The 24,441-nt window shown below is 72.8% G+C and carries 21 protein-coding genes; 10 read left to right on the forward strand and 11 right to left on the reverse strand.

What is annotated here, in order from left to right; all coding sequences use genetic code 11:
* The first annotated feature begins 29 nt into the window (after positions 1-29).
* On the forward strand, positions 30-1,394 hold the full coding sequence (locus OG906_RS36865; protein ID WP_329448673.1) for an FAD-binding oxidoreductase: 1,365 nt from the start codon (positions 30-32) through the stop codon (positions 1,392-1,394).
* A 101-nt stretch (positions 1,395-1,495) separates the two neighbouring features.
* Here the strand turns inward: OG906_RS36865 and OG906_RS36870 are convergent, their stop codons facing one another.
* The 7 genes from OG906_RS36870 to OG906_RS36900 form a co-directional block, all read right to left on the reverse strand.
* A complete protein-coding gene (locus OG906_RS36870; RefSeq protein WP_329448674.1) occupies positions 1,496-2,872 on the reverse strand; it encodes a hypothetical protein in 1,377 nt (458 codons plus the stop codon).
* Positions 2,873-2,974: 102 nt separating this feature from the next.
* On the reverse strand, positions 2,975-4,240 hold the full coding sequence (locus OG906_RS36875; RefSeq protein ID WP_267799739.1) for an MFS transporter: 1,266 nt from the start codon (positions 4,238-4,240) through the stop codon (positions 2,975-2,977).
* Between the two features lie 53 nt (positions 4,241-4,293).
* Positions 4,294-5,550, reverse strand: coding sequence for an ATP-grasp domain-containing protein (locus tag OG906_RS36880; protein ID WP_267799738.1), 1,257 nt, complete (start codon positions 5,548-5,550; stop codon positions 4,294-4,296).
* Between the two features lie 42 nt (positions 5,551-5,592).
* Positions 5,593-6,792, reverse strand: coding sequence for an ATP-grasp domain-containing protein (locus tag OG906_RS36885; RefSeq protein WP_329448675.1), 1,200 nt, complete (start codon positions 6,790-6,792; stop codon positions 5,593-5,595).
* Positions 6,793-6,834: 42 nt separating this feature from the next.
* Positions 6,835-7,935 (reverse strand): hypothetical protein, encoded by a 1,101-nt coding sequence (locus tag OG906_RS36890; protein WP_329448945.1) that lies wholly within the window; start codon positions 7,933-7,935, stop codon positions 6,835-6,837.
* A gap of 61 nt (positions 7,936-7,996) precedes the next feature.
* On the reverse strand, positions 7,997-9,343 hold the full coding sequence (locus OG906_RS36895) for an aldehyde dehydrogenase family protein (protein WP_329448676.1): 1,347 nt from the start codon (positions 9,341-9,343) through the stop codon (positions 7,997-7,999).
* Between the two features lie 159 nt (positions 9,344-9,502).
* Positions 9,503-10,168, reverse strand: a complete 666-nt coding sequence (locus tag OG906_RS36900) for a cyclase family protein (protein ID WP_267799784.1) — start codon at positions 10,166-10,168, stop codon at positions 9,503-9,505.
* A gap of 406 nt (positions 10,169-10,574) precedes the next feature.
* Between OG906_RS36900 and aroF the strand changes: the two genes are divergently transcribed.
* The 6 genes from aroF (at position 10,575) to OG906_RS36930 (ending at position 17,785) form a co-directional block, all read left to right on the forward strand.
* Positions 10,575-11,645: a 3-deoxy-7-phosphoheptulonate synthase gene (gene aroF, locus OG906_RS36905; RefSeq protein ID WP_329448677.1), complete on the forward strand. Its 1,071-nt coding sequence runs from the start codon at positions 10,575-10,577 to the stop codon at positions 11,643-11,645.
* A 25-nt stretch (positions 11,646-11,670) separates the two neighbouring features.
* On the forward strand, positions 11,671-12,768 hold the full coding sequence (locus OG906_RS36910) for a phenazine biosynthesis protein (protein ID WP_329448678.1): 1,098 nt from the start codon (positions 11,671-11,673) through the stop codon (positions 12,766-12,768).
* 2 nt (positions 12,769-12,770) lie between these two features.
* Positions 12,771-14,426: an isochorismate synthase gene (locus OG906_RS36915; protein WP_329448679.1), complete on the forward strand. Its 1,656-nt coding sequence runs from the start codon at positions 12,771-12,773 to the stop codon at positions 14,424-14,426.
* Positions 14,427-14,529: 103 nt separating this feature from the next.
* Positions 14,530-15,720, forward strand: a complete 1,191-nt coding sequence (locus tag OG906_RS36920) for an NAD(P)/FAD-dependent oxidoreductase (protein ID WP_329448680.1) — start codon at positions 14,530-14,532, stop codon at positions 15,718-15,720.
* A 46-nt stretch (positions 15,721-15,766) separates the two neighbouring features.
* A complete protein-coding gene (gene hisC, locus OG906_RS36925) occupies positions 15,767-16,849 on the forward strand; it encodes a histidinol-phosphate transaminase (RefSeq protein WP_329448681.1) in 1,083 nt (360 codons plus the stop codon).
* Positions 16,850-17,266: 417 nt separating this feature from the next.
* A complete protein-coding gene (locus OG906_RS36930) occupies positions 17,267-17,785 on the forward strand; it encodes a hypothetical protein (RefSeq protein ID WP_329448682.1) in 519 nt (172 codons plus the stop codon).
* 112 nt (positions 17,786-17,897) lie between these two features.
* Here OG906_RS36930 and OG906_RS36935 read toward each other — a convergent pair whose 3' ends face one another.
* The 4 genes from OG906_RS36935 to OG906_RS36950 all read right to left on the reverse strand — a co-directional run bounded on the left by OG906_RS36935 (position 17,898) and on the right by OG906_RS36950 (position 20,650).
* Entirely contained in the window at positions 17,898-18,944 is a 1,047-nt protein-coding gene (locus OG906_RS36935) for a DUF4436 family protein (RefSeq protein ID WP_329448683.1), read from the reverse strand.
* 159 nt (positions 18,945-19,103) lie between these two features.
* The gene (locus OG906_RS36940) at positions 19,104-19,487 is read right to left on the reverse strand and encodes a hypothetical protein (RefSeq protein ID WP_329448684.1); all 384 of its coding nucleotides are present in this window, start codon (positions 19,485-19,487) and stop codon (positions 19,104-19,106) included.
* 106 nt (positions 19,488-19,593) lie between these two features.
* A complete protein-coding gene (locus OG906_RS36945) occupies positions 19,594-19,965 on the reverse strand; it encodes a hypothetical protein (RefSeq protein WP_329448685.1) in 372 nt (123 codons plus the stop codon).
* A 70-nt stretch (positions 19,966-20,035) separates the two neighbouring features.
* Positions 20,036-20,650 carry a TetR/AcrR family transcriptional regulator gene (locus OG906_RS36950; RefSeq protein WP_329448686.1) on the reverse strand — a complete coding sequence of 205 codons (615 nt, stop codon included), beginning with the start codon at positions 20,648-20,650 and terminating at the stop codon, positions 20,036-20,038.
* A gap of 88 nt (positions 20,651-20,738) precedes the next feature.
* On the opposite strand from OG906_RS36950, the gene OG906_RS36955 reads away from it, so the two are divergent.
* From OG906_RS36955 to OG906_RS36965, 3 genes are all read left to right on the forward strand, one after another.
* On the forward strand, positions 20,739-22,142 hold the full coding sequence (locus OG906_RS36955; RefSeq protein WP_329448687.1) for an alpha/beta hydrolase: 1,404 nt from the start codon (positions 20,739-20,741) through the stop codon (positions 22,140-22,142).
* A 60-nt stretch (positions 22,143-22,202) separates the two neighbouring features.
* Positions 22,203-23,150, forward strand: a complete 948-nt coding sequence (locus OG906_RS36960; RefSeq protein ID WP_329448688.1) for an alpha/beta fold hydrolase — start codon at positions 22,203-22,205, stop codon at positions 23,148-23,150.
* Between the two features lie 509 nt (positions 23,151-23,659).
* Complete coding sequence (locus OG906_RS36965) at positions 23,660-24,301, forward strand: sortase domain-containing protein (RefSeq protein ID WP_329448689.1); 642 nt, start codon at positions 23,660-23,662, stop codon at positions 24,299-24,301.
* Positions 24,302-24,441 lie beyond the last annotated feature (140 nt).

Below are 24,441 nucleotides of genomic sequence, written 5' to 3' on the forward strand. Positions count from 1 at the left end.
CCCAGGCCCGAGAGGACCGACCGACCCCCATGGAACCCGACCCGCTCGCCACCCGCCTCTCGGCCGTGGTCGGGGACGCCCACGTGCTCACCGACCCGTCACTGCGCGCCTCCCACGAGAGCGACTTCACCGGCCGCTGGGTCGGCCGGTCCCGGCTGGTGGTGCGCCCCGCCGACACCGCCCAGGTCGTCGAGGTGGTGCGGCTGTGCCACGCCGCCGGCGTCCCGATCGTCCCGCAGGGCGGCAACACCAGCCTGGTCGGCGGCTCGGTCCCCGACCCTTCCGGCACCGAGGTCGTCCTCTCGACGCGCCGCCTCACCGCACTCGGCCCGATCGACGTGGCCGCGCGCCGGGTCACGGTCGGCGCGGGCGTCCCCCTCGCCGCGCTGCGGCGGCACGTCGCCCCGCGTGAGCTGGAGTTCGGGGTCGACCTGGCCTCCCGGGACTCGGCCACCCTGGGCGGCATGATCGCCACCAACGCGGGCGGCGAACGCGTCCTGCGGTACGGCACCACACGCGCCAACGTCGTCGGACTGGAGGCGGTCCTGGCCGACGGGAGCGTCCTGGACCGGCTGGCCGGTCTCCCCAAGGACAACACCGGCTACGACCTCACGGGCCTGCTGGTCGGCAGCGAGGGCACCCTGGCCGTCATCACCCGGGCCCGACTCGCGCTGGTCCCGCACCTGCCCCGACGGGTCACCGCCCTGCTCGCCCTCGACTCGCTCGACGCCGCCGTCACCCTCCTGACGGACCTCCGCCGGCTCGAATCCCTCGAACTGGTCGAGTTCTTCACCGCCGACGGCCTGGCCCTCGTCCTGGCCACGAGCGGACTCCCCGCTCCCTTCCGCACCACCCACCCCGTCTACCTGCTGGTCGAGTGCGCGGGCCGCCGCGACCCGGCCGAGGAACTCGCCGACGCACTGGAGAAGGCGCCCGCACGGGAGGTGGCCGTCGCCCGGACGGCCTCCGACGGCCGCCGGCTCGCCGCCTACCGCGAACGGCACACCGAGTCCCTGAACGCCGCCGGGATCCCGCTGAAACTGGACGTCACCGTCCCCCTCGCCGACCTCCCCGCGTTCGCCGCCGACCTGCCCGCCCTGCTCGCCGGCCGGGCCACGCCGTACCTCTTCGGCCACCTGGCCGAGGGCAACGTGCACGTCAACCTCCTCGACGTCGCGCCCGACGACGAGGAGGCGGTCACCGAGGCCGTGCTCGGCCGCGTCGCCGCCGTCGGCGGCAGCATCAGCGCCGAACACGGGATCGGCCGGGCCAAGTCCCGCCACCTGCACCTCACCCGGTCCGCCGCGGACATCGCCGTGATGCGTTCCGTGAAGGCGGCCCTGGACCCCGACCACCTGCTCAGCCCGCACACCCTCTTCCCCGACCGCGACTGACGCCCCGAGGAGGGGGCCCGACCGACCGGCCCCACCGCACGCGAAGGCCCCCGACACCGTGTCACCACGGAGCCGGGGGCCGACGAGACCGGTAGGCCGGGTCAGGCGCCGGACTCGGCCGTCTGGTGGAGCACGCCGCCCACGTGCGCCCCGTTCACCACGTTCACCACGACGTCCCCGGCGGCTTCCGGGATGGCCCGGACACTGGCGCCGGTGAAGCCGTTGACACCCGTGACCACGCCCCACACCGGCCGGAACCGACCCAGCGTGCCGTCCTCGTCCACGGGCACCGACTCCAGGACGGAGCGGATCCTGCGCTGGATGACGTACGGGCTCTCCAGCGCCAGGTCGACCTGCTCCCGCCACTGCTCGGGCGTCAGGTCGTCGGACCAGCCGAGCACGACCCCCTTGCCGCCGGACAGGGAGGTCGGCTTCAGCACCAGGTCCGCCTGGTGCTCCACGGCGTAGGAGACGAGGTCGACGCGCTCGCCGTTCTCCAGGGTCACCAGACCCGGCCGCACCATCCGCGTCCACGGCAGGATGCGGTCCAGACTGGCCAGCTCCTCGGCGCTGAACAGACCGCGGTTGTTCTCGTCCGAGAGCATCGCGAGGGCGCCCTTGCTGGCGTACGCGGTGGTGTCCAGCGGGGTGAAGATCTTGACCTCGCCCCGGTTCGCCGCGTCGAAGACCGGCGCGGTGAGCTCCTCCGCCCCGGGGGTCAGCAGGTCCCGGATCAGGAACGTGCGCACGATGATGTCCACCGGCTTCTCGCCGAGCCACACCCGACCGTCGCGCACCTCCAACTGCCCGAGGTGGCAGGGGGAGGCGTCCAGACCCAGTTCGCCCCAGCGCTCGCACAGCTGCGTCATGTACGGGATCTCGTCCTCGAAGACGCTCGGCCACTCCGTCAGGGCGACCACCGGCCGGTCCCCGGGAGCGAACCCGCTCTCCACCAGGATGTTGTTGACCTGCTCGCGCAGCGAGTCCATGAAGGTGAGCCCGTGCCGCTCGGCGAACTCCGCGAGCACCGGGTGCGCGAGCAGCTCGCGGCACACGTCCACGTTGTCCATGCCGCCGACCGCGCTGCCGATGTTCAACTCCAGCAGCTTGAAGCCGGCCTCGTCGCAGATCAGGTCCGCCCGGGTCTGGCGGGTCATCCTCGCGCCCCGGTTGCGCATGACGGCGGCGACCTGCACCTCGTTCAGGCCGCCCGCGCTCGCGAACGCGGCGAAGTCCCCGCCGAAGAGGCGGTCGGGGAGGCTGGACAGGGCGTTCAGCAGGTTGTTCAGGTCACCCGCGAGTCGGGTGTGCTCGTCGCGGCCCAGGAACAGGGGCCGCGAGAGCCACTGGCCCATGCCGTTGGGCTTGTCGCTGTTGAGGATCTTGTTCTGCGGCAGCCCTCCCAGCAGCTCGCTCGTCTTCAGGTTGCCGCCGGCCAGCTCGGCCAGGTACTCCTCGGTCAAGGCGACGCGATCCATGCGAACCTCTTTCTGACTTCTGTGCGATGTGGGTCGATTGGCTGTCAGGTGGTGACCGGCGTGCGCCGATCGGCCGTGCCGGCTCCGGGGCCGGCACGGCGTTCAGCGGCTCGCCGCAGCCGCCTTGCTCTCGACGGGCGGCGCGGGAAACGCGACGACGTCCGGACGCAGGGAGCGCTCGACGCGCAGGAGCAGACCGGCGCCCAGCAGGGTCGTGGACGCGACCAGCACCCAGGGCAGCCGGCCGTCGAGGGTGATCAGGGCCGTGAACACGGTGGGCGCGAGGGCGTACGCCAGGGACCAGGACAGCTGGTACCCGGCGAGGTACCGCCCGCGCAGTGCCTCCGGCGCCGCCGCCTGGGCCAGCGAGCCCGAGAAGGTGCTGTGCACCATCTCGCCCACCGTCATGACGATCACGGCCGCCAGCAGCCCGGCCAACAGCACCTGCACGTTCTCCGGGCGCAGCGTGCCGAGCACGATCTGCCCGATGAAACCGGTCCCGAAGAGCGCCGCCCCGGCCGCCGCCGCCCGGGTCCGGGTCGTGAACCGGCGCCGGGCGAACGCGGCGACCGGCACGGAGACCGTGGCGCAGAGCGCGGTGTTCACGACGAACGCGACACCGGTGAGCCCCTGCGGCAGGTGCAGCCAGTCGACGGCGTACACGGGCAACAGCACGCTGAGCGAGGTGTAGCCGAACGCCACCAACAGGTTCGCGAGGGTCAGCGTCAGGAACGGGCGGTCCTTGGCGACCAGCCGGTACCCCCCGCGCTTGTCGGCCCGGGACCGGGCGGCCGGCACGGTGATCGGGGTGCGCGCGGCCAACACCGCCGCGACGAGGAAGCTCGCCGCGTTCAGGAAGGCGGCGGCGATGTAGCCGGAATCCCCCGACGTGGCGATGAGCAGCGAGGCGATCAGGGTGCCCACGCCCAGCCCGGCGTTGCCGAGGCTGCGGCTGAGCGCCTGCATCCGGTCCCGGTTCTCCCCGTCGACGAGCTCCCCGATCCTGGCCTGGAGGGCGGCGGGGAAGGCCCGGGTGCCGATCGCGGCGAGCATCGCCACCGCGGCGAAGGCGGGCAGCGAGTGGGCGAGCGGGAAGCAGGCGAAACTGAGCCCGCGCAGGACGTACAGGAAGAGCTGCACCCTCCGCGCGCCGAAGCGGTCGACGGCGATGCCGGCCACCGGCAGCGCGGCGATGCCGATCAGCCCGGTGACGGTGAGCACCAGGCCGATCAGCGCCAGCGGCAATCCGGTGACGTGGAGGAAGAACACCAGGCTGAACGGGACGTACATCCCGTTGCCGGTCGCGTCGATCGCGATCCCGGCGGCCAGGGCGCGCTCACCGGGAAACCGAGGGCGCAGGAAGGACATGGATCTCCAAAAGTGGGGTGCGGTGGCGGGAGGTGACCGCCGGCCAAGACGTCTCAGGTGATGTCGTAGAAGCCGTCCCCGTCCATGTACCGCGCGGTCAGCGCGTCACGGGCCACGGTGCTCGCGGTCTCGTGCAGCAGGTACACCCGCAGCGGGAACGTCCAGTCGTCGACGGACCGGAAGACCGGGTTGCCGGGGGTGACGCGGAACAGCACGTCGTGGAAGCTCTCCAGCGCCCGCAGCTCGGCCATCCTCGGGTACCCGGCGAGCCGGCCCTCGGCGGGCGAGACCATGTTGACGACCCGGGCGTGCCGGTTCAGCTCGTAGCCGCTCTCCCACCGCTGCGCGAACCGCTCGGGATCGACGCAGGCGTCGACGGTCCAGTCCAGCTGGCTCTCGCCGATGGCCGCCTCGACGGGCACGTGCACGTCGGCGCCGCAGACACGGGTGCCCGTCTCGACCAGCCGCGGGCCCCGGGGCGTCAGCTTCAACTCGGTGTGCGCCGGGCCGTTGCGGATGCCCAGGGCGTCGAGCACCAGCAGCGTGTGCTCCACCAGCTGTTCCTGCTCGACCCCGTGACGTGTCATCAGCTCGGCGCCCGCGGGCAGGTCCCGCACGCCGTTCGCGCTGAGGTGGTGCATCTTCCAGATGTCGCTGACGTAGTGCCGCCCGTCCAGGCTCACCGTGTTCACGATGTACTCGCTGCCGACGAGGTACTCCTGCGCCAGCACCGCGTGATTGTCCTGGTCCAGCGCGCTCGTACTGCCGAGCAGGGCGTCGAACGCCGCCCGCACCTCCTCGACGGTGTCGCAGAAGTGGACGCCGTCGCTGCCCGCGCTGCTCACCGGCTTGAGCACCACACGGCCGTCGGCCTTCTCGTACCACCGCAGCAGGGTGTCCAGGTCGGCGGCCAGCACCTGGTCGGTGCCGGGGACTCCGGCCTCCCTGACCGTCTCGATCATGCGGTACTTGTCGCGGCGGGCCGCGCTCAGCGCGGTCCCGTTGCCCGGCAGGCCGAGTTCCTCGCTCAGCCGGTCGGCGAGGACGACGGCCCGCTCCACGCCGGGCACCAGTCCCTTCGGGCCGTGCGCGGCGATCGCCGCGGCCGTCCGGGAGACGTCCCCGTCGTGGACGATGTTGACGACGAAGTCCTCCGGTCGGAAGCTCCGTTCGTACGCGGGCGGAATCGTGGGCGTGCTCTGCACGTGGACGCAGGTGTAGCCCCGGGCCCGGAACAGCGGCGCCAGGCAGCGTGCGCTCGCGTACGCGTCGACGATCACGACCGTACGGGGAACGGTGTCACCACTCATTACTTACCTCAGCTGTGGATGTGGACGTGTGACGGAGCCGCGTCAGCCGACCGGCCTGGTCCTGATCTCGATGGCGGCGACCGTCTTCTCGCAGCGGGCGACGGCCTCGGCGGCATCGGCGCCGACGGCGATCACATGGCCGCAGACCCGGTCCACGGACCAGGTGAGCGGGGGCACCACGGTCCCGGGCACGGCCTGGACGCCCAGGGTGACGCCCTCCTCCACCTCGGCGGGCACCTCGACGTCGGTCACGACCCCCGGCTCGGCGAGCAGGAACCGGATCGCCGCGCCCGCAGTGGCCTCGGGAACCTCGGGGTCCCAGGCCTCCAGGCCGAGCGGCACCGCCACCGCGGCCCGGACCAGGTCCACGCCGTAGGCCAGGCGCACCAGTTCGGGGATGTTGTCCCCGCCCGCGCGGTTGTGCGACTCGATGATCCGCAGACCCGCGTCGGTGATCATGATCTCGGTGTGCGAGGGCCCTTCGACCAGACCGACCGCGTCGAGCAGCCGCCCCGTCAGGTCCACGATCCCCTGCCGGGTCGCCTCGTCCACCCGGGCCGGGACGGAGTGGCCCGCCTCGATGAACCCGGACCCGCCCTCGCCCAGCAGCTTGTCCGTCACCGCGACGACCGAATGGACGCCGTCCTGCGAGAAGCCCTCGACGCTGACCTCGTGACCGGACAGGAACTCCTCGGCCAGCATGCGGCTGCGCCCGACCGCCTCGACCGTCCGCCAGACCTCCGGGACCCGGTCGGGCCCCTCGACCCGGTGGACGTCGCGGCTGCCGCCGTAGTCCAACGGCTTGATCATCACCGGCCCCGCGAGTTCGGTGACGAACTCCAGCAGCTCCGCCTCGCTCTCCACGACACGGAAACGGACGGGGGAGAGGCCCACCTCGGCCAGCCGTCGCCGCATCGCGGCCTTGTCCTTGAGCAGCCGGACGGTCTCCACCGAGTTGCCGCCGAGTCCGAATTCCTCGTTCAACCGGGCGGCGGCGACCAGCCCCAGCTCGGCGGGCGAGAAGAACCGCACCACCGGCTGCTCGGCGAACACCTTGCGACCGGCTGCGACCGCCGCTTCCTGGTCGACGAGCGGAGTGTCGACGACCTGTACGCAGAACGCGGCGGCGGCCTCCGGGTCGTACACGCCCGGCGTCTGGATCAGCACCACGTCGCAACCGAGGTCGGACGCGGACTTCAACACACTCGGTCGGCCGCCCAGCAGGGCGATGCGCGGAGCCATCTCGGAACCTTCCAGGGGGAGCGGTGTCGTGGGAACCATGGGTCAGCCCCCGATGAGGGTGACCGTGTCGCCGAACCGCATCAGGTCGCGGTACGACTCCGCGCGGGCGTGCCGCATCGTGCGCAGCACGGCGATCGCGCTCTCGGAGTCCTCGCCCTGCACGATCGAGCGGTCGTCACCGACGAGCTTGGCGGTGACGATGACGTGCTTCTCGATGTCCTGGAGGTCGGCCTCCAGCAACGCGTCCCGCGCGGCGGCCAGTTCCGGATCCGTCGCGGCCAGCTTCGCGAACGGCTCGGCGGAGACCTTGATCAGGTTCCGCATCGCCTTGCGGAAGGCCTTGTGCTCGGGCTGGGTACGGCCGGTCAGCGCGACCGGGCAGGCGGGCGCGGCCATCGTGGGCCGGACCACGGCGCCGTAGCAGGCCGCCGACATGTCCCCGGAGTGCAGCATCGCCGCGGTGAAACCGCGCACGAGGACGATGGCCTCCTCCACGGCGGCGAGCGCGGTGTCGCGGTCCATCGCCTTCAGGGCGGTGATCGCCCGGGAGACGGCGTCGGCCGCCGCGAGGTTCAGGACGAAGTAGAAGTGGTGGGTGATGACCCATCGGGTCAGCTCGTCCGAGCCCACGACGTACGGGGCGCCGACCTCGGCCGCCTCCGCGCCGGTCGACCCCGGCGCGGCCGGGGCGCCGTCGACCGCGAGCAGACCGCGCAGGATCCGGACCATCGACAGCACCACGGCTGCCTGGTCGTTGAGGTCGAGCCGGGCCACCCGCAGATCGGTGAGCGCCCGCGCGACGATCGTCGTCACCTCGGAGACGAGGCGGGCGTCGTCGATCGGCGCCGTCCTGACCCCGAAGTACTCGTGGTTGGGGACGATCGGCGTCAGCGCCGCGGCGTCCATGGGGGCGACGCGGGCCTCGGCGGCGAGCCGGCCGACCCCCTCCACCGCCGCGTCCATGGCCGCCTTCGCGGCCGGGCTCGCCCCCCGGGGGTCGAGCAGCGCGGCGTGCAGCTGCGTCAGCTGCTCGATCGCGGCGGTCAGGGCCGTCTCGACCCGCTCGGCGGGTCGGGCGGCGGCCCGCACCAGGTTGTTCGCGGGCAGCACCACGATGGGGATGTCAGGGCAGGCAGCAAACATGTCGGTCACCTCAGAACGTTCGGAATTGCCGTGGGGAAGGCCGGGCGCGGGCCCGCGGGTGTCACGACGACGCGGCGAAACCACGTGCCTCTTTGAGGAACTGCCCCAGATACCCGTCGTGCGGCAGGAACGGGTCCTTCCACCAGCCGGGGACCCTGCCGTGCAGCACGGTGCGGACACCGGGGGACTCCAGGGCTTCGGAGACGAGCGAGGCGTCGTCGGTGAGCAGGGTCAGGGCCAACGAGTCGTCCAGCGGACCCACCCCCTCCGAGCGCCGCCAGGGCGCCACCCACACGCAGGGGAAGGGGAGTTCGGTCGCCAACCCCGGATGGTCGGAGCGGTCCACGCACATCACGGCGGGCCGCAGCGCCACCGCGTCCGCCGCGACGAGCGGCAGCGGACCGTCCTCGTGGTGACGCGCGACCAGGTCCGGAGCACCCGCCGCGGCCAGGTCGAGGGCCGCCCGCAGGCCTTCCCCCTCCCGCCGCGGGCGGACGGGCAGGACCGCGCGGTCGTCGGTGACGGGGTGGGCCGGGAGCGCGGCCAGCCGCTCCGCGAGCGCCTCGGCCAATGCCCGGTGATCGCCCGAGGTGAGGACGGCGGTGGTGTTCGTGCAGCGCACGCCGCCGTCCGCCGCGATCTCGGCCACCAGGTGGTCCAGGGTCGCCTCGTCGAGCGGACCGTCCACGAGGATCTTGCTGCGGCCGGGGCCGCGGACCAGTACCCGGTCGTTGCCGCGCAGCCGGGCCACGGTGGACTCGCTGCCGTAGACCAGCGACAGGTCGGCGGTCTCCACGAGCGTGTCGGCGGCGGCGTGGGGACCGGGCAGCAGGCTGATCCAACCCGGTTCCAGACCGGCCTCCAGCAGCGCCCGCACCAGCCGCAGCGGGGTGAACGGGTCGCGCGCCCCGGGGCGCACCAGGACCTTGTAGCCCATGGCGATCGCCTGGAGCCACGCGCCGTGCGTGGCCGGGTGGTTGCTGGGGGCCACGACGCCGAAGACGGAGCCGCGGCGCACCCAGCGGGCGGTGCGACCGGCCCCGACCGGCGCCTGCCGGTCGACGACCTCGCCGAGCCGCGCGCAGTCGTCGCCGATGCGGCCGAGCGTCCGCCGGGCCACATCGACGGGGACACCGGAGGCCAGCGCCTGGACCCGGCAGTACTCCTCGGGCGTCACCCCGCCCAGGGTGGCCGAGCCGAAGAGGGCACCGGCCTTGGCGAGCACCGCCAGGCGCTCGTCGGGTGCCATGCGCGGCGCCTGGCGCATGGCCTTCACGGTCAACCTCGTCACCAGGGCGGGCGCTTCGTGGACCGTGGCGAGCGGGACGCCGTCGACGCCGTTCAGGACGCGGGTGTCCCGGGAGGTCCGCTCCCGTCCGTCCCGGAGCACGGGTATGGCGAGCGTCATGTCAGACCAACTCCTCGGGTACGGGCCGGGCGAGACCGGCCGTCCGGATCGCCCGGGGCGGGCAGCCCACGGCCCCGGCCCCGGTGGAGGCGTCGGCCGTGGACCCGCCGGTCATGCGAACTCCCTGTGCCTGCGGGCGGTTTCGGGGCTGGGGGAGCCTCAGAACTGCCATCCGTCGAAGACCACGGCACGCGACGGGGCGGCCTCCACACCGGCGACCTTGATCGGAAGCGCCATCAACTGGACGATCGGGTTGGTGATCTGGTCGAGGCTCTGGATGTTCTCCAGGATCGGGATGCCCGCGGCCAGCAGACGACGGTGCACCTGGCCGCTGCGGTCGTCGGGGCGCTCGGTGATGCAGTCCATGCCGACGAGCGTCGCGCCGTTCTCGACCATCCAGTCGGCCGACGACAGCGTGAGGTACGGGGGCTTGTCCCAGTAGTCCTCGCGGCCCAGGTAGCGGTTCGGGTGGTCGGTGCGGATGAGCAGCCGGTCGCCGGGCTGCCACACGTCGCGCAGCGCCTCCTCGAGGTCCTCGCCGGTGACCGGATCCAGATCCCGCTTGTGCGACAGATCGGCCACGCACGCGCGGCCGACGAAGGTCTCCAGGGGGACCTCGTCGATCTTCTCGCGGTCCTCGAAGAAGTGGTAGCCGGACTCCACGTGTGTCCCGTTGTGCGGGAATATCTGCAGATCCGAGAATGTCCGCCCGCCCTTGGCCGGGTCCGTCTCCGGGGTCATGGCCCGGCGGATCCCGAATTTCGGGTACCAGGGGGCGTCGTAGGAGGGCATGCCCTCGTGCCAGCCCTGGCTAATGTCAATCATCTTCACGATCTACTCCATTGATCAAGCGGCGTACATCTCGGCTCCCGCTCTCGCGGGAACATTGCGGAAGCTAGCACAGCGGTCGGCGAGGCAATGGCGGTGAGCCATGTCGCTTAAGTGACCAAAGGGGGAAGTCCCGGGTGTGCTGTCGCCTTCACCGCGGCATGACTTTCTACCACAGCGCGGGGGGCCGGACTACAGCCTGCCAGGCATTTCTTTATGGATTTAACCCTTCCATTTGTGTGGGCCCCAACCCCGTTGTCTACGAACGTTTCTGGCCATGAACGCCCACTGTCTTGAAACGAGTTACGGAGCAGTAGCCTCCATTTTTAGCGGGTTGCTCGTCCAAATATCTGTGCGCTAGCCTCGCCGCAATCTGAAGTGCGAAATCCCGGCGATTGATCCCATGGAAGGCATCATCGTGATTGTGGTATTGCGTCCGCACGCCACGCGTGAAGAGATTGAATCCGTGAAGGAAAGACTTCACGTCCATGGAATGTCTGCCATGGAGAGTTCGGTAATGGATTCCTCAATGCTCATCAGTGAGGGAACCGGAACTTCCGAATTGATTTCTGTTGTCGAAAAACTGCCGGCTGTGGAGCGCGTCGTCGTGGTCCCGGGCGTGCAGCGACTGACCAGCAGGGTCTTCCGGCCGGAAAATACCCACGTACGGGTGGGTGCCCTCGCGAGTGCCGTCTTCGGCGGGCCGGAATTCGTCGTCATCGCCGGCCCGTGCGCGGTCGAAAACGTGACCCAGATGAATGCGGCCGTCGACACCGTCGTCGGAAGCGGCGCGGTCATGTTGCGCGGCGGCGCGTTCAAACCGCGTACTTCCCCCTACAGCTTCCAAGGGCTGGGACTCGCGGGCCTGACCCTCCTCGCGGAGCAGCGCAAGCGCACCGGCCTGCCCGTCGTCACCGAGGTCGTCACGCCGAAGGACGTCGAGTTCGTCGCCGAGGAGAGCGACATGCTCCAGATCGGCACCCGCAACATGCAGAACTTCGAGCTGCTCCGCGAGGCCGGCGCCTCCGGGCGGCCCGTCCTCCTCAAGCGCGGCATGTCGGCCACCATCGAGGAGTGGCTGCTCGCGGCCGAGTACCTGCTGCACGTGGGCAACGGCGACGTCGTCCTGTGCGAGCGCGGCATCCGCAGCTACGACCGCAGCACCCGGTTCACCCTGGACCTCAGCGCCGTGGCCGAGGCGAAGCGGCTCACCCACCTGCCGGTGATCGTCGACCCCAGTCACAGCACCGGACAGCCCCACCTGGTCGCGCCGATGTCCCTGGCCGCGGCGGCCTGCGGAGCCGACGGCCTGATCATCGACGTCCACACGGACGCGCGCAACGCGATGTGCGACGGAGCGCAGGCGCTCAGTGGTGAACAGTTCGCCGACGTCATGACCCGGCTCACGCCCGTCGTGGAAGCCGTCGGCCGGACGATGGCGCCCACGCGGGCGCACTCCCTCGCCTCGGTCTGACCCGCCCCCTCCTGGAGACAAGAACATGCTGGACGACACCGCCGAGCCCTTCACCGCCGATCTCGCGCCGGACGAGTTCATCCGCGCCGCCATGCAATGGCACTTCTCTCCCGCGACCGGCTCCCCGTACTGGGTGAAGCGCGCCGCGGCGCTGGACTTCGACCCGCTGACGGACGTCAAGACCTGGGAAGACCTCGCCCTCTTCCCCGACGTCAGCGAGGAATGGCGGGACATATCCGTCGACGCGCTCGTCCCGGCCGGAATCGGCCGGGAGGGCTGGGACTTCCAGGTGTTCGACAGCGGCGGCACCACCGGCCGCCCCAAGCGCATCGTCGAATCCCGATCGCGCCGCAACGGCGTCCTGTGGGTCAGCGAGGTCCTCGCCGACCACGGCATCCCCGGCGAGGGCGAGGGCCACTGGCTGCACATCGGCCCCACCGGCCCGCACATCGTCGGACGCTCCGTCGGCCTGCTGGCCCACCAGCGCGGCACCTTCTGCCACTACATCGACTTCGACCCGCGCTGGGTCAAGAGCAGCGTGAAGCAGGGCCGCGCCGAGGAGGCGGGCCGCTACGTCAAGCACATCCTGGCGCAGGCCCACGACATCCTGGCCACCCAGCCCGTCTCCGTGCTCTTCGCCACCCCGCCGGTCCTGGAGGCGATCGCCGCCGACGAGAAACTCCTCGACCTCGTCCAGGACAAGGTGCGCGGGATCATCTGGGCCGGCACCAGCGTCAGCCCCGAGACCCTCAGCGTCTTCGAGGACGAGCTGTTCCCGCAGGCCACCGTCGTCGGGCTGTACGGCAACACCATGATGGGCATCGCCCCGCAGCGTCCCCGCACCGGCGAACCCGACGAGGAACGCTGTGTCTTCGTGCCGTTCCACCCGTTCAGCCGGGTGACGGTCGTCGACCCCGACAGCACCGACACCCAGGTCGGCTACGGCGAACGCGGCCAGGCCCGGATCAGCCTCGTCTCCCGCGACCTGCTGCTGCCGTGGACCCTGGAGCGCGACTCCGTGCTCCGCGTCACCCCGACGTCGAAGTACCCCCAGGACGGCTTGGCCGACGTCCAGCCGCTCACCGTCGAAGGCGGCCCGACCGCCATCGAAGGGGTGTACTGAGCATGGCGACCCCCTCCCTGACCGCGCCACAGTCCCTGACCCCGCCGGACAGCCTCACCGTGCCGGACTCCCTCACCGTGCCGGACAGCCGCACCGCCCCGGACTCCCGCACCGCCCCGGCGGCCGAACCGGCGTGCGCGCCGGCGGTCGCCGCGCCGGCGGCCACCCTGGCGCTCACCCCGCCGGTCGAAGCCGCTCCGTACGGCCGCGCCCTCGACCACCACGACCTGGAGAGCCTGCTCGCCACGTTACGGCTCGCCTCCGACCGGGCCCGTCACACGGGCCGCCCCACGCTCGCCAGTTGGGCCAAGCCCCTCTCGCTCGGCTCCGCCGTCGACATCTGGCAGCGCGCCCGCCTGCACACGACACGCTCGCTGCTGTGGCAATCCGCCTGGGACGGCGGCTCCGTCGTCGCCTTCGGCAGCGCCCACGACCTCGACGGACACGGCGCCGACCGGGTGGACAGCGTCCGCGCCGGCTGGACGGAACTCGTCCGCGACCCGGTCTGCGGCGGCGCCGCAGACCCCTCCACGGCATCGGGCGAAGGCCCGCTCGCCATCGGCGGCTTCGCCTTCGCCGCCGCCGACCCGCGCGGCAGCCGCCTCCCCGACGCCCTGATGTGGGTGCCCGCGCTGCAGATCCGCGGCCTGACACCCGCCCGCGGCGCCGCCGAGACCCCCGCCCGCGCCGAACTGCGCCTCAACGCGGCCCTGTCGCCCGACGACGACCCCGAACAGCGGGCCAAGGAACTCGCCGCCTTCGCCGACACCTGCCTGCTGTGGGAACCCGAGCCCGCCTGGGACCTGCCCACCGCCCCGGCCGGCCGCGCCCACACCGCCGTCGAGCTGCCGGCCGCCGAGGACTGGAAGGAACTGGTCCGCCGCGCGACCGGCCGGATCCGCGCCGGCGGGTTCGAGAAGGTGGTCCTGGCACGCGAGTTGCGCGTCACCGCGTCCACGCCCTTCGACGTACCGGACGCCGTGCGCAGGCTGCGCACGGCCAACCCCGGCACCACCGTCTTCGCCGTCGACCACGACGGATGCACCTTCCTCGGCGCCACCCCCGAGTACCTCGTACGGGTCGAGGACCGCACCGTGCACGCGCTCGGCCTGGCCGGCACCACCCCGCGCGGCGCCACGCCCGAACAGGACGAGGCCCACGAACGCGAACTGGTCGACAGCCCCAAGATCCAGCACGAGCACGACGTGGTGGTCCAGATGCTCCGCGACGCGCTCGGCGACTCCTGCGCCGACGTCGACGCCGAGACCCCGCCCCGCGTGGTCAAGCTCGCCAACGTCCAACACCTGTCCACCAAGGTCCACGGCCGGCTCGCCGAGGACTCCCCGGCCGGCATCCTCGACCTCGTCGAGCGCCTCCACCCCACCCCGGCCCTCGGCGGCCACCCCCGCGAGGCGGCCCTGAGCTGGCTCGCCGACAACGAGGGACTCGACCGCAGCTGGTACGCGGGAGCCGTCGGCTGGGCCGACCGCACCGGCCAGGGCCAGTTCGCGGTCGCCATCCGCTCCGCCCTGCTCGACGGCGACACCGCCTCCCTGTACGCGGGCTGCGGACTGGTCGCCGACTCCGACCCCGAGGCCGAGTACGCGGAGACCTGCGCCAAGCTCCGCCCCATGCTCCACGCGCTCGACATCGAGTGAACCCCACGCCCCGCCCCACGTCCCGGCCGGACACCCGGCCGGGACCCCCGGCGACCGCCCTCGCGGCCGCCGGCACCACCGCCCGAGAACCGAAGGTCCGACCATGCGCCATGTGATCGTCGTCGGCGGCGGTCTCGCCGGCCTGCGCACCGCCGAAGCGCTGCGCGCACAGGGCTACGAGGGCGACCTCACCCTCGTCGGCGCCGAGACCCACGCCCCCTACGACCGGCCCCCGCTGTCGAAGGGCGTCCTGACGGGGGAGACCGACGACACGGCCTTCCCCACCGACTGGGACAAGCTCCGCTGCACCCTGCTCCTCGGCCGCCGCGCCGAGGCCCTGCGACCGCACGCCGACCGGCCCGGCGGGATCCTGGAGACGACCGGCGGCCCGTTGGAGTTCGACGCCCTGGTCCTCGCGACGGGAGCGAGCCCCGTCCGGCTGCCGGGCGACGGCCCCCAGCACGTCGTACGGACCCGGGACGACGCCCTGGCACTGCGTACCGAACTCGTCGAGGGCGCGCGCGTGGCCGTCGTCGGCGCCGGCTGGATCGGCGCCGAGGTCGCGACCGCCGCCGCCGCGAAGGGCTGCCGGGTCACCGTCGTCGAGGCCGCGGCCGCCCCGCTGTCCGAGGCCCTCGGGCCGGAACTCGGCGCGCTGACCGCCGGTTGGTACGCCGAGGCCGGCATCGACCTCCGGTGCGGCGTGCGCGTCACCACCGTCGACCACGGCGGACTGACCCTCGACCACGGGGAGTTCCTGGCCGCCGACGTCGTCGTCACCGGCATCGGCGTACGTCCCGACGTCGACTGGCTCCACGGCTCCGGGATCGAGGTCGGGCGCGGCGTCCTCGTCGACGCCGCGCTGCGGACCTCCCGGCCCGAGGTCGTCGCGGTCGGCGACTGCGCCGCCTGGTGGTCGGGGCGCTACGACCGACGGCTGCTCGTCGAACACTGGGACGCGGCCCTCAACGCCCCCGAGACCGCCGCCGCCACGCTCCTGGGCCACGACGCCGCCCACGACACCGTGCCCTACTTCTGGTCCGAACAGTTCGGACGCATGGTCCAGTACGCGGGCCACCACCCGGCCGCGGAACGGATGGTCTTCCGGGGCTCGCCCGACAACCCCGCCTGGACGGTCCTGTGGCTGACCGGGGACCGGCTGGAGGCCATCCTGACCGTCGACCGCCCCCGCGACCTGGTGCAGGGCCGCCGCCTCATCACCGACGCCGGCCGGCTCGACCTCGACCTGGCCACCGACCCGGACGTGCCGCTCCGCAAGGCCGTACGCGGCTGACGGCACGCGCCGACCGGCCGACGACCACCACAAGGAGAGAACACGCATGCCCGAACCCACCTTCCGCCCGGTGCTCGACCGACTCGTGAACTTCAAGCCGGGTCCGCCGGTGCGCTCCCCCGAGGGCCGCTCGTACCCCCTTGCCGCGAACGAGTCGCCGTACGGGCCGCTCCCCGCCGTGGTCAAGGCCATCGAGGAGGCGGCCCTCGACGTCAACCGCTACCCCGACAACAACTGCGTCGCGCTGACCGCCGAGATATCCGCGCGCTTCGGGGTCGCCGAGGACGAGATCGCCGTCGGCTGCGGCTCGGTCGGCGTCTCCCAGATGCTCCTGGAAGCCGTCGCCGAACCCGGCGCCGAAGTCATGTACGCCTGGCGCTCCTTCGAGGCGTACCCGATCCTGACCCGCCTCTCGGGCGCCACCCCCGTCGAGGTCCCCCTGCGCGACGGGGCACACGACCTCGACGCGATGGCCGCCGCGATCACCGACCGGACCCGCCTGATCTTCGTCTGCAACCCGAACAACCCGACCGGGTCCGTGGTCCACGCGGCCGCACTGGAAAGCTTCCTCGACCGGGTGCCCGCCGACTGCCTGGTGGTCATCGACGAGGCCTACCACGAGTACGTCCGCGACCGGGAGGTCCCCGACGGCCTCGCGCTCCGCACCGGCCGGCCCAACGTGGTGGTCCTGCGCACCTTCTCCAAGGCCTACGGCCTCGCCGGCCTGCGCATCGGCTACGTGGTGGGCCACCGCGAGACGATCGAGGCGATCCGCAAGGCCTTCCTCCCCTTCAGCGTCAACAGCGTGGCGCAGGCCGCAGCGATCGCCGCACTGCGCTCCGAGGCCGAACTGATGGCCCGCGTGGAGACCACCACCCGGGAACGCGAACGGGTCCGCGAGGCCCTGCTGGCCCAAGGCCTGCCCGTGCCCCCGAGCGAGGCCAACTTCGTGTGGCTTCCGCTCGGCGAACGCACCCTGGACTTCGGCCGACACTGCGCGGAGGCGGGCGTGGCGATCCGCCCCTTCGCGGGCGACGGCGCCCGCGTCTCGATCGGCTCCCCCGAGGAGAACGACGCCTTCCTCGCGGTCGCCGCCGCCTTCGAGCACGCGCCCGCCACCCGCCCCTGAGCGACACGGCCCCCCGGGGCGGGGGGCGGGCCAGGGCAACGTCTTCGCCGCCCTCCTGACGTCGGCGGCCCGTGTGTTCGACCGCGGCGCAGGGGGCGGGAGTTGAGCCGCCAACCGGCTTCGGCGTACCGACGTACGACCGCCCCCACTCCTGCGACGATGGCGGCCCATGGCACGACATCCCCCGTCCTCACGGCTGGAGCAGACATGCGTCGCGGCTCGACACGACCCGTTCTTCCGGTGGTCTCCCTGGTGTTACTCGCCGTCGCGGGCTGTTCGGAGGGCGCACCGGCCGCCTCCGGATCCCCCGCGAGCCGGTCCGCCGACCCCTCCCCGACAGCCACCCCGTCCCCGTCCCCGTCCCGGACCTCCAGTCCCTCCCCGACTCCGGCCCCGGCGGACGCGGGCGGGCAGTGCGTGGACACCAAGGCCATGGACGCGGGGAAGCGTGGCCGGTACCTCGCCGGGTTGAAGAGCACCAGCGGTTCCTACGGCAGCAAGGCCCTGACCATCGACGGGGACGGGCTGAACTTCCGCCCGGAGCAGATCGAGCGTCCGTGCGAGGCGGTCGAGGTGCGCCTCAGCCGCTTCTGGGTGGACATGACCCGCGCGAGCGACGCGGCCGGCTCGTCCCGGACGTCCCCCACGGCACCCACGTACGCGTTCCGGTACACGCTCATGGACCGCCCGTCCCTCTCGGTCGGCCCGGGGGACGGCATCGCCAAGGGCAGCGTCCCGCCGGATTCGACGGGGTGCCGCGGCTCGCTGTCGGTCGTCCACGTCGGGCACGACATCGCGATCGACGAGCTTCCCGACGACCTGCAGATGCCGACCTCCTTCACCGCGGCGGGCCGCGGCGCCATGGACGTGAAGGTCGAAGCCGAAGGCACCCTCGCCGCGACCTTCGTCCCGCCGTCGGGCACGTCCTTCTGCTGACCGCGCCGGAGCCCCGCGCCGACCGACGGACGGTCGTTGTCCGCACCATGCCCGACCCGACGATGCCCCGCCCGACGATGCCCGACTCGGGCGATGCCGACCGGACCACGGCTCAGGAGCGGTCGCGGCGACGGCGGAGGCCGGCCGGGACGGTGCGCGTGCGCGGTGACCGGGTGCGTCGCGTCGACCCGTTCCGTCGGCCTTCGGTGACGGGGCCCCCGTGGTGGTGCTCGATGCGGATGCCCTGGAACACGAGAACGGTGAGGCTGAGGACGATGAGGGCCTCGGCCCAGTAGAAGGCGAGGTAGTCGAGCAGGCAGCCGTTGGGGGGTGAACCGGGGGCCGCGTTGCGCAGCCCGACGAGGGCGAAGAGGCTGGCGGCCATCCAGCCGAGCGCGGGCCACAACAGGCCGCGGCGCTGGCCGACGACGAGCCAGCAGGCGGTGACGATCGCGAGGGCGACCGCCCACATGGCGGCGATCATGAACCAGGCGAGGATGAAGGTGCTGCGTGAGCGCTTCACCTCGCTGAGCAGGTGGACGGACTGGCTCCGGTACGAGCCCGCGCCCGGCTTGTAGGTGAAGTACGGGTCGCTGTCGTGGAACCACAGCACGAGCGGCACCCGCTCGGGCGAGTCGCCGATGGTTGCGGCGAAGGCGAACTCGGCGGCGTAGCGGTCGAAGGGATAGTCCGACGAGGTGCCGCCTGCGAGCGGCAGGTCGATGTCACGCATCCACAGCCCGCTGCCCGGGGCGAAGCTGAGCGCCTGTTGCCCGGTGGTGTTCGTGTGGAGGGTGAGGGGCTGGGTCGGGTAGCCGTCGGGGCCCTCGTAGCGGCCGACGGGGGTGACGGTGAGCCGCAGGGTGATCTGGTGCAGCGTGGGGTCGGTGAGCTGGATGTCCGCGTCGACGTCGAAGCGGTCCGGGGCCTGTTCGGGGCCGATGACGACCGTCTGCTGTCGGGTGTCGCGCTCGTCGAAGTACAGACTGATCCCGGCCCCGCAGACCACCGCGAGGACGACGAGCGAGGCCACGAGGGTCCGCCAGGGGAGTTCGGCGCCGCGCCGGCTCACGTCCTGGACGACGTCCACGCCCCGGCGCAGGTGACGGGCCGCGGCTTCCCGTCCCGCCGGCCCCGCCCACTTGCCACTGTCGGCCATGATCCGATGCTGCGGGTGCCCCGCCACGGGCGCCAGGTGGAGGGGGCCGGTCAGGCGGCGCGGTCCGGTCGATCGGCGCGGGCTTCGGGCGGCGCGGTCCGGTCGATCGGCGCGGGCCGCAGGGTCTCGCCGGCGGTGGGCCGTGGGCGCCGATCGGGGTCAGCCCTGTGGCGCGGTCCCGTGTCCGGCCGCCGCCCCGTGCCCCTCGGCCGTCCCGTACCCGGCACCCTGCTCCCGCCCGGTGACCGCCTCGTACCCGGCGACGTACAGCCGCATCGCGCACTGGTCCTCGGCCTCGATGAACACCTCCAGGCCCCAGTGGGCGCCGAGGCGCCGTGCGACGTCCACGAGACGGCGGCGCTCCTCGGGCGAGTGGGCGGGGAAACGGACCCAGCCCTGGGCGGCGATCGTGTCGCCGAGCTCGTGGAACAGGGTCGTCCGCGCGCGGTGTTCCTCGTCGTCGGTCAGCGGTGTCGACGTCGGGCCGGGTTCCGCGGAGGTGGGGGCGGAGGCGTACCGGACGTTGTAGAGGTCGCGGGTCATCGGTTGCTCACAGGGATGCTCACGGGGGCGTGGACAGGGGCGTTCACAGGTCGCTCACGGTGCGTTCGGGGGCGGGATCGGCGAGGGAGTCGGGCGTCGCCGCGGCTCAGGCAGGGGTGAAGACGGCCGCGTCCGCGTCGTCGAGGATGAATCCGTTGTCGAAGCGGACGCGCACCGTCACCCGGGGGCCCTGTTGCTGGAAGGCGACCCACTCGGGCTCCAGGGAGCCGACCTTCTCTTCGAGCTGCTTCCGGCTCTCCGCGGGCATCTGGCCGCCGAAGGAGTCGAGCAGCGACTTGAGCCGCTCGTACTCGCGGACACCCTCGGTCTCCTGCCGGTCCTCGACCACCCGTTCGACGGTCCCCTCGGTATCCGCCGCCAGGGACAGGAACCCGACGACGAGCCCCGACACCTCGATCGCATCGGTCAGCCTGGTGTCCGCGGCCAGCTTCACCCGCAGGCCTTCTGTGAACGTCATCGACTCTTCCTCGCCTCTCGCATCGTCGTCAGTGGGTTCCGAAACCGGGTCGGGTGGTCCTGCCGCCTCATCATGCGGGGTCGCCGCGCCGGAGCCCGCCGAACGCCTCGGGGGTCGCCCAGCCGCGCAGCGCCGCCCGCACCGTGGACGCGAAGGCGCTCTCGGCCGTGGCGGCGTCGAGGGCTCCGGCGAGCTCGAGCGTGACGAGCCCGTGCAGGGTCACCCACAGCGAGACGGCGATCAGGGTCGCCTCGCCGTCGAGGACGGAGTCCGCCACCGCGCGGTCGATCGCCGCGACCAGCGGCCGTACCGGGTCGCGGGTGCCCACCGCCCCCGACGGGTCGAAGGACTGTGCTCCGCCCAACAGGACCGTGTACAGATGGCGGTGTTCGGCGCCCCAGCGCCGGTACGCGGCGGCCAGCGCGTAGAGGTCGGCGAGGACGTCGTCGGAGGTCGGTACCGCCGACAGGTCCCGGAACAGGCCGGCGACCGCCCGGTCGCGCACCTCGCCGATCAGCGCGTCCTTGCCGTCGAACAGCGTGTACACCGCCGCCGTCGACGTTCCGGCGGCGGCGGCCAGGGCGCGGACCGTGACCGACTCCCGCGGACGGGTGGCGAACATCTCGGTCGCGCATGCCACAAGCCGCTCTTTGACCGCGGCGTCGTTCGTTCTCGGCCTACCCACGGGGACAGCCTACCGGCGCTGGTAACGTTGTTTTGAAACGTCGTTCTGAAACTGTCCGGAGCCATCACGAACCTCCCGGGGGACACCCATGCCACAGCCCACCCCACAGTCCACATCGCACGCTGCCCCGCAGCTCGCCCCCCGCCCCGCCGCGTTACGCCCCGCCCTCCTCGTCGCCTGCGCCCGTCGCGTGCTCGCGGCAGCCGCCGCCGTCGTGGCCCTGGTGGTCGTCTTCCTGGCGCTGATCGTCCTCACCGACGGGGCGGCCTCGGGGCTCGTCGCGTGGTCGGCCACCCTGGCCGTCGCGGTCGCCGCCGCCCTGCGGCGCGGGCGTCGCCGCGCCTGGCGGGCCCGGTGCGTACCGTTCCTGCCCGTGGTCGTCGCGGCGGTGCTGACGGCGTCCGTGTGCGTTCCGACCGTGGCGACGGCGCGACGCGTACCGGCGGCGCTGCCGTTCGTGGCCGTGCAGCACTGGACGCTGAGCACGGGCAGCCGGGTCGCGGTCTACCACTACCCGCCCGCGAACTCCGCCATCCGACGACCCGTGCCGCTCGTGTACCTCCACGGCGGACCCGTGCGCGGCATCTCCACGCTCGACCACCGGTTCCTGCGACTACTGGCCCGCCAGGGCTACGACGTCCACGCCTACGAGCAGGCCGGCGGCGGACGGAGCGATCTGCTCCCCATGGACCAGTACTCCATCTCCAGGTCGGTCCGCGACCTCGACGCCTTCCTCGGCCGGCTCGGCAAGGGCGGCGTCGACGTCCTGGGATTCTCTTCGGGCGCCGTCGTACTCACCCGCGCCCTGGCCGACCCGAACGTCGCCCCGCGCGTCCACCGCGCCGTCATCGCGGAGCCCGGCCCGATGGACGGCCCCACCGCGCGCCTCACGGGGCACCGGGGCCTGCCGTCCGCGCGCGACACCGCACCGCCCGTGACCGGACCACGCTCGACGCGCCTCCCGCGCTACGCGACCGCGTTCGGACTGATGCGGCTCGGGCTCCTCGGCCCCGACAGCGCCCTGGTGGGCCAGGCCGAGGGCGTCAACGCGTTCACCGCCGCCGACCTCGGCAGCGACACCGCCTCCGCGTACTGCGCCCGCGACGCGCACCGCATCCCCGAGGAGGACACCGCGCGCACCTTCTCCTTCAGCCCGGCCGCAAGCCTCCGCGTCCAGCAGACGATCAAGGACTCACCCTCCATCGCCCCGCAACTGAGGCGCTCCCGCACCCCCGCGATGCTGATGATCGCCGCGTGCTCCTCCCAACTCCGGGAGTGGGCGACCGCGATCCTGGCCGACACCCCGGGCATCCGACGCACCCAGTACATGCCCGGCGTCGGCCACCACATGTGGAACGGTCTCGACGACAACGACCAACGGGCCGCCGCCGTCATCGACGCCTTCCTCCAGGACGAACCGGCACCCCTGCCCAACCACCCGACCCGCGACGACATCCCCGACTTCCTCAGGGACTTCGCGGGAGACCGATGAGTTTCCGCGGCGCCGGCGGTCTTCTTCCTGACGACCCCCGCACGGCAGGAGACGGACGACATGACCGACCTTGAGACCAGGACCCTCGACGCGACCGGCGCCACCCTCGGCTTCGACGTGCGACGGCCCACCACCGGGAACAACACCGGGAACGGCACCGGGAACGACACCGGGACGGGGAAGGGCGGCGAGGCGGGCGAGAGCACGGGCGGGGAGCCGCGTGCGCTGCTGCTGGTGGGATCCCCGATGGGCGCCGACGGATTCCGGACCCTGGCCTCGCACTTCACCGACCGCACCGTGGTCACCTACGACCCTCGGGGCGTGGGTCGCAGCGCGCGCACCGACGGGGCCGCGGAGTCGAGCCCCGAGGAGCACGCCGACGACCTGCGCCGGGTCATCGAGGCCCTCGGCGTCGGAGCGGTGGACGTCTTCGCGAGCAGCGGCGGCGCGGTCAACGCGCTGACCCTGGTCGAACGACACGGCGACCTCGTACACACCCTCATCGCGCACGAGCCCCCGCTGGCCCGGGTGCTCCCGGACCGGGAAGCGGCGCTCGCCGCCTGCGCGGACATCCACCGGACGTACCTGCGCGAGGGAACGGGCCCGGCGATGGCGAAGTTCTTCGTACTGGTCTCCCACCAGGGCCCCCTCCCCGACGACTGGACCGACCGACCGGCGCCCTCCCCGGCCGACTTCGGGCTGCCGACCGAGGACGACGGCTCCCGCGAAGACCCCCTGCTGGGTCAGAACATGCGCGGTTGCACCGCCCACCGCCCCGACTTCACCGCGCTGCGCGCCGCCCCCACGCGCATCGTGGTGGCGGCGGGCAAGGAATCGGGGGAGCAGTTCCCCGCCCGCGCGGCGGCGGCGACCGCCGCCGGCCTGCGGACCCCGCTCGCGCTGTTCCCCAGCGATCACGGCGGTTTCCTGGGCGGCGAGTACGGGCAACACGGAGCGCCGGAGGAGTTCGCCCGGACCCTGCGGGAGGTACTCGACACCAACGGCTGACACGGAGCCGCCCGGCCGCGGACGCCGATCAACGGGTGGACAGGGGCGGCCGCGGCGCAGTGTCCTGGTCTCGGCCGCCCGCCGCCCGCCGCCCGCCGCCCGCCGCCCGCCGCCCGCCGCCCGCCGCCCGCCGCACGGAGCCCGCCGCACGGAGCCCGCCGCACGGAGCCGGCCGATCGTCGGAGCCGCCCCAATGATCGGGACACCGCCGGATGCCCGCCCGTCCATCGACACTGCGCTGGTCAGGCACCTGATCGACCGACAGTTCCCGCAGCGGGCCGGGCTGCCCCTCATCACCGAGGCCCTCCTCGGCCAGCTCCGCTCCGCGCGCCCGCGCGCCCGTGCGCCCGTGCACTCTTGCGCGCACGGTCCGCCACGAGGGGCCGCGGCCTTCGGCGACCGGCTGCCCCCCATCCCACGGGCTGCCGCGCGGACTCCCCTGTGCAACGCTGGAAGGGCCACCCGGGCCGGTATTGCCCCGTGCGGCCCGCTGAACCACGGATGTAGCCATGCCCAAGTGCCCAGCCTTGCGCGCCGCGCCGGCGGTCCTCGCCGGCGCCACCCTCGCCGTGCTGATGACGGCGCCGGCCGCGCCCGCTTCCACCTCCGGACCGGCGGCACCACCCGGCCGCGCCGTCACCGCCATCCAGACGGCCGTCCTGTCCATCCCCGCCATCGGCGTGTCCGGGCTCACGGTCGTCCCGTACCAGGGGACTCCCGACGACGCGCCCGGCACCCGGATCCAGGACCAGGGCGCGGCGGCTAGCCCCCACGGGCCCGGCGGCGGGGTCGGTCCCGGCGACGTGGGGAACTACATCGTCACGGGCCACCGCATCGTCGCGGGTGGGCCCCTGCGGGCGTTGCCGGCACTGCCGAACGGCGCGGCGGTCCACGTCACCGCCGGCGGCGTGACGTACGAGTACACCATCACCGCGACACGGACGACCTCGTTCCGGTCGCCGGGTTCCATGGACGCCCAACGGGCCGCGGTCCCCGGCTCCCCGGGCGCCGTGCCCAGCCGGGCGATGATCACCGTGACCACGTGCCTCACGCCCGAGGACGAAGCGGCGGGCAATCACTGGCGGGACGCGCAGAACAACCCGGAACACCGCATCGACAAGATCGGCGTCCTCACGTCCACCAAGCCCTGAGCAACACCCCGCCGGCCGGTGGCCGGTGGCATCCGCCCCGTGTGCCTCGACGTCCCGCCGTGTGCCCGCCGCCTTCGGCAAGGGAACCACGCGTACCGCCGGCATCCGACCCGGAACGGCAGGCGGAACGTCTGACCAGC

The organism is Streptomyces sp. NBC_01426, assembly GCF_036231985.1.
Taxonomy (GTDB): domain Bacteria; phylum Actinomycetota; class Actinomycetes; order Streptomycetales; family Streptomycetaceae; genus Streptomyces.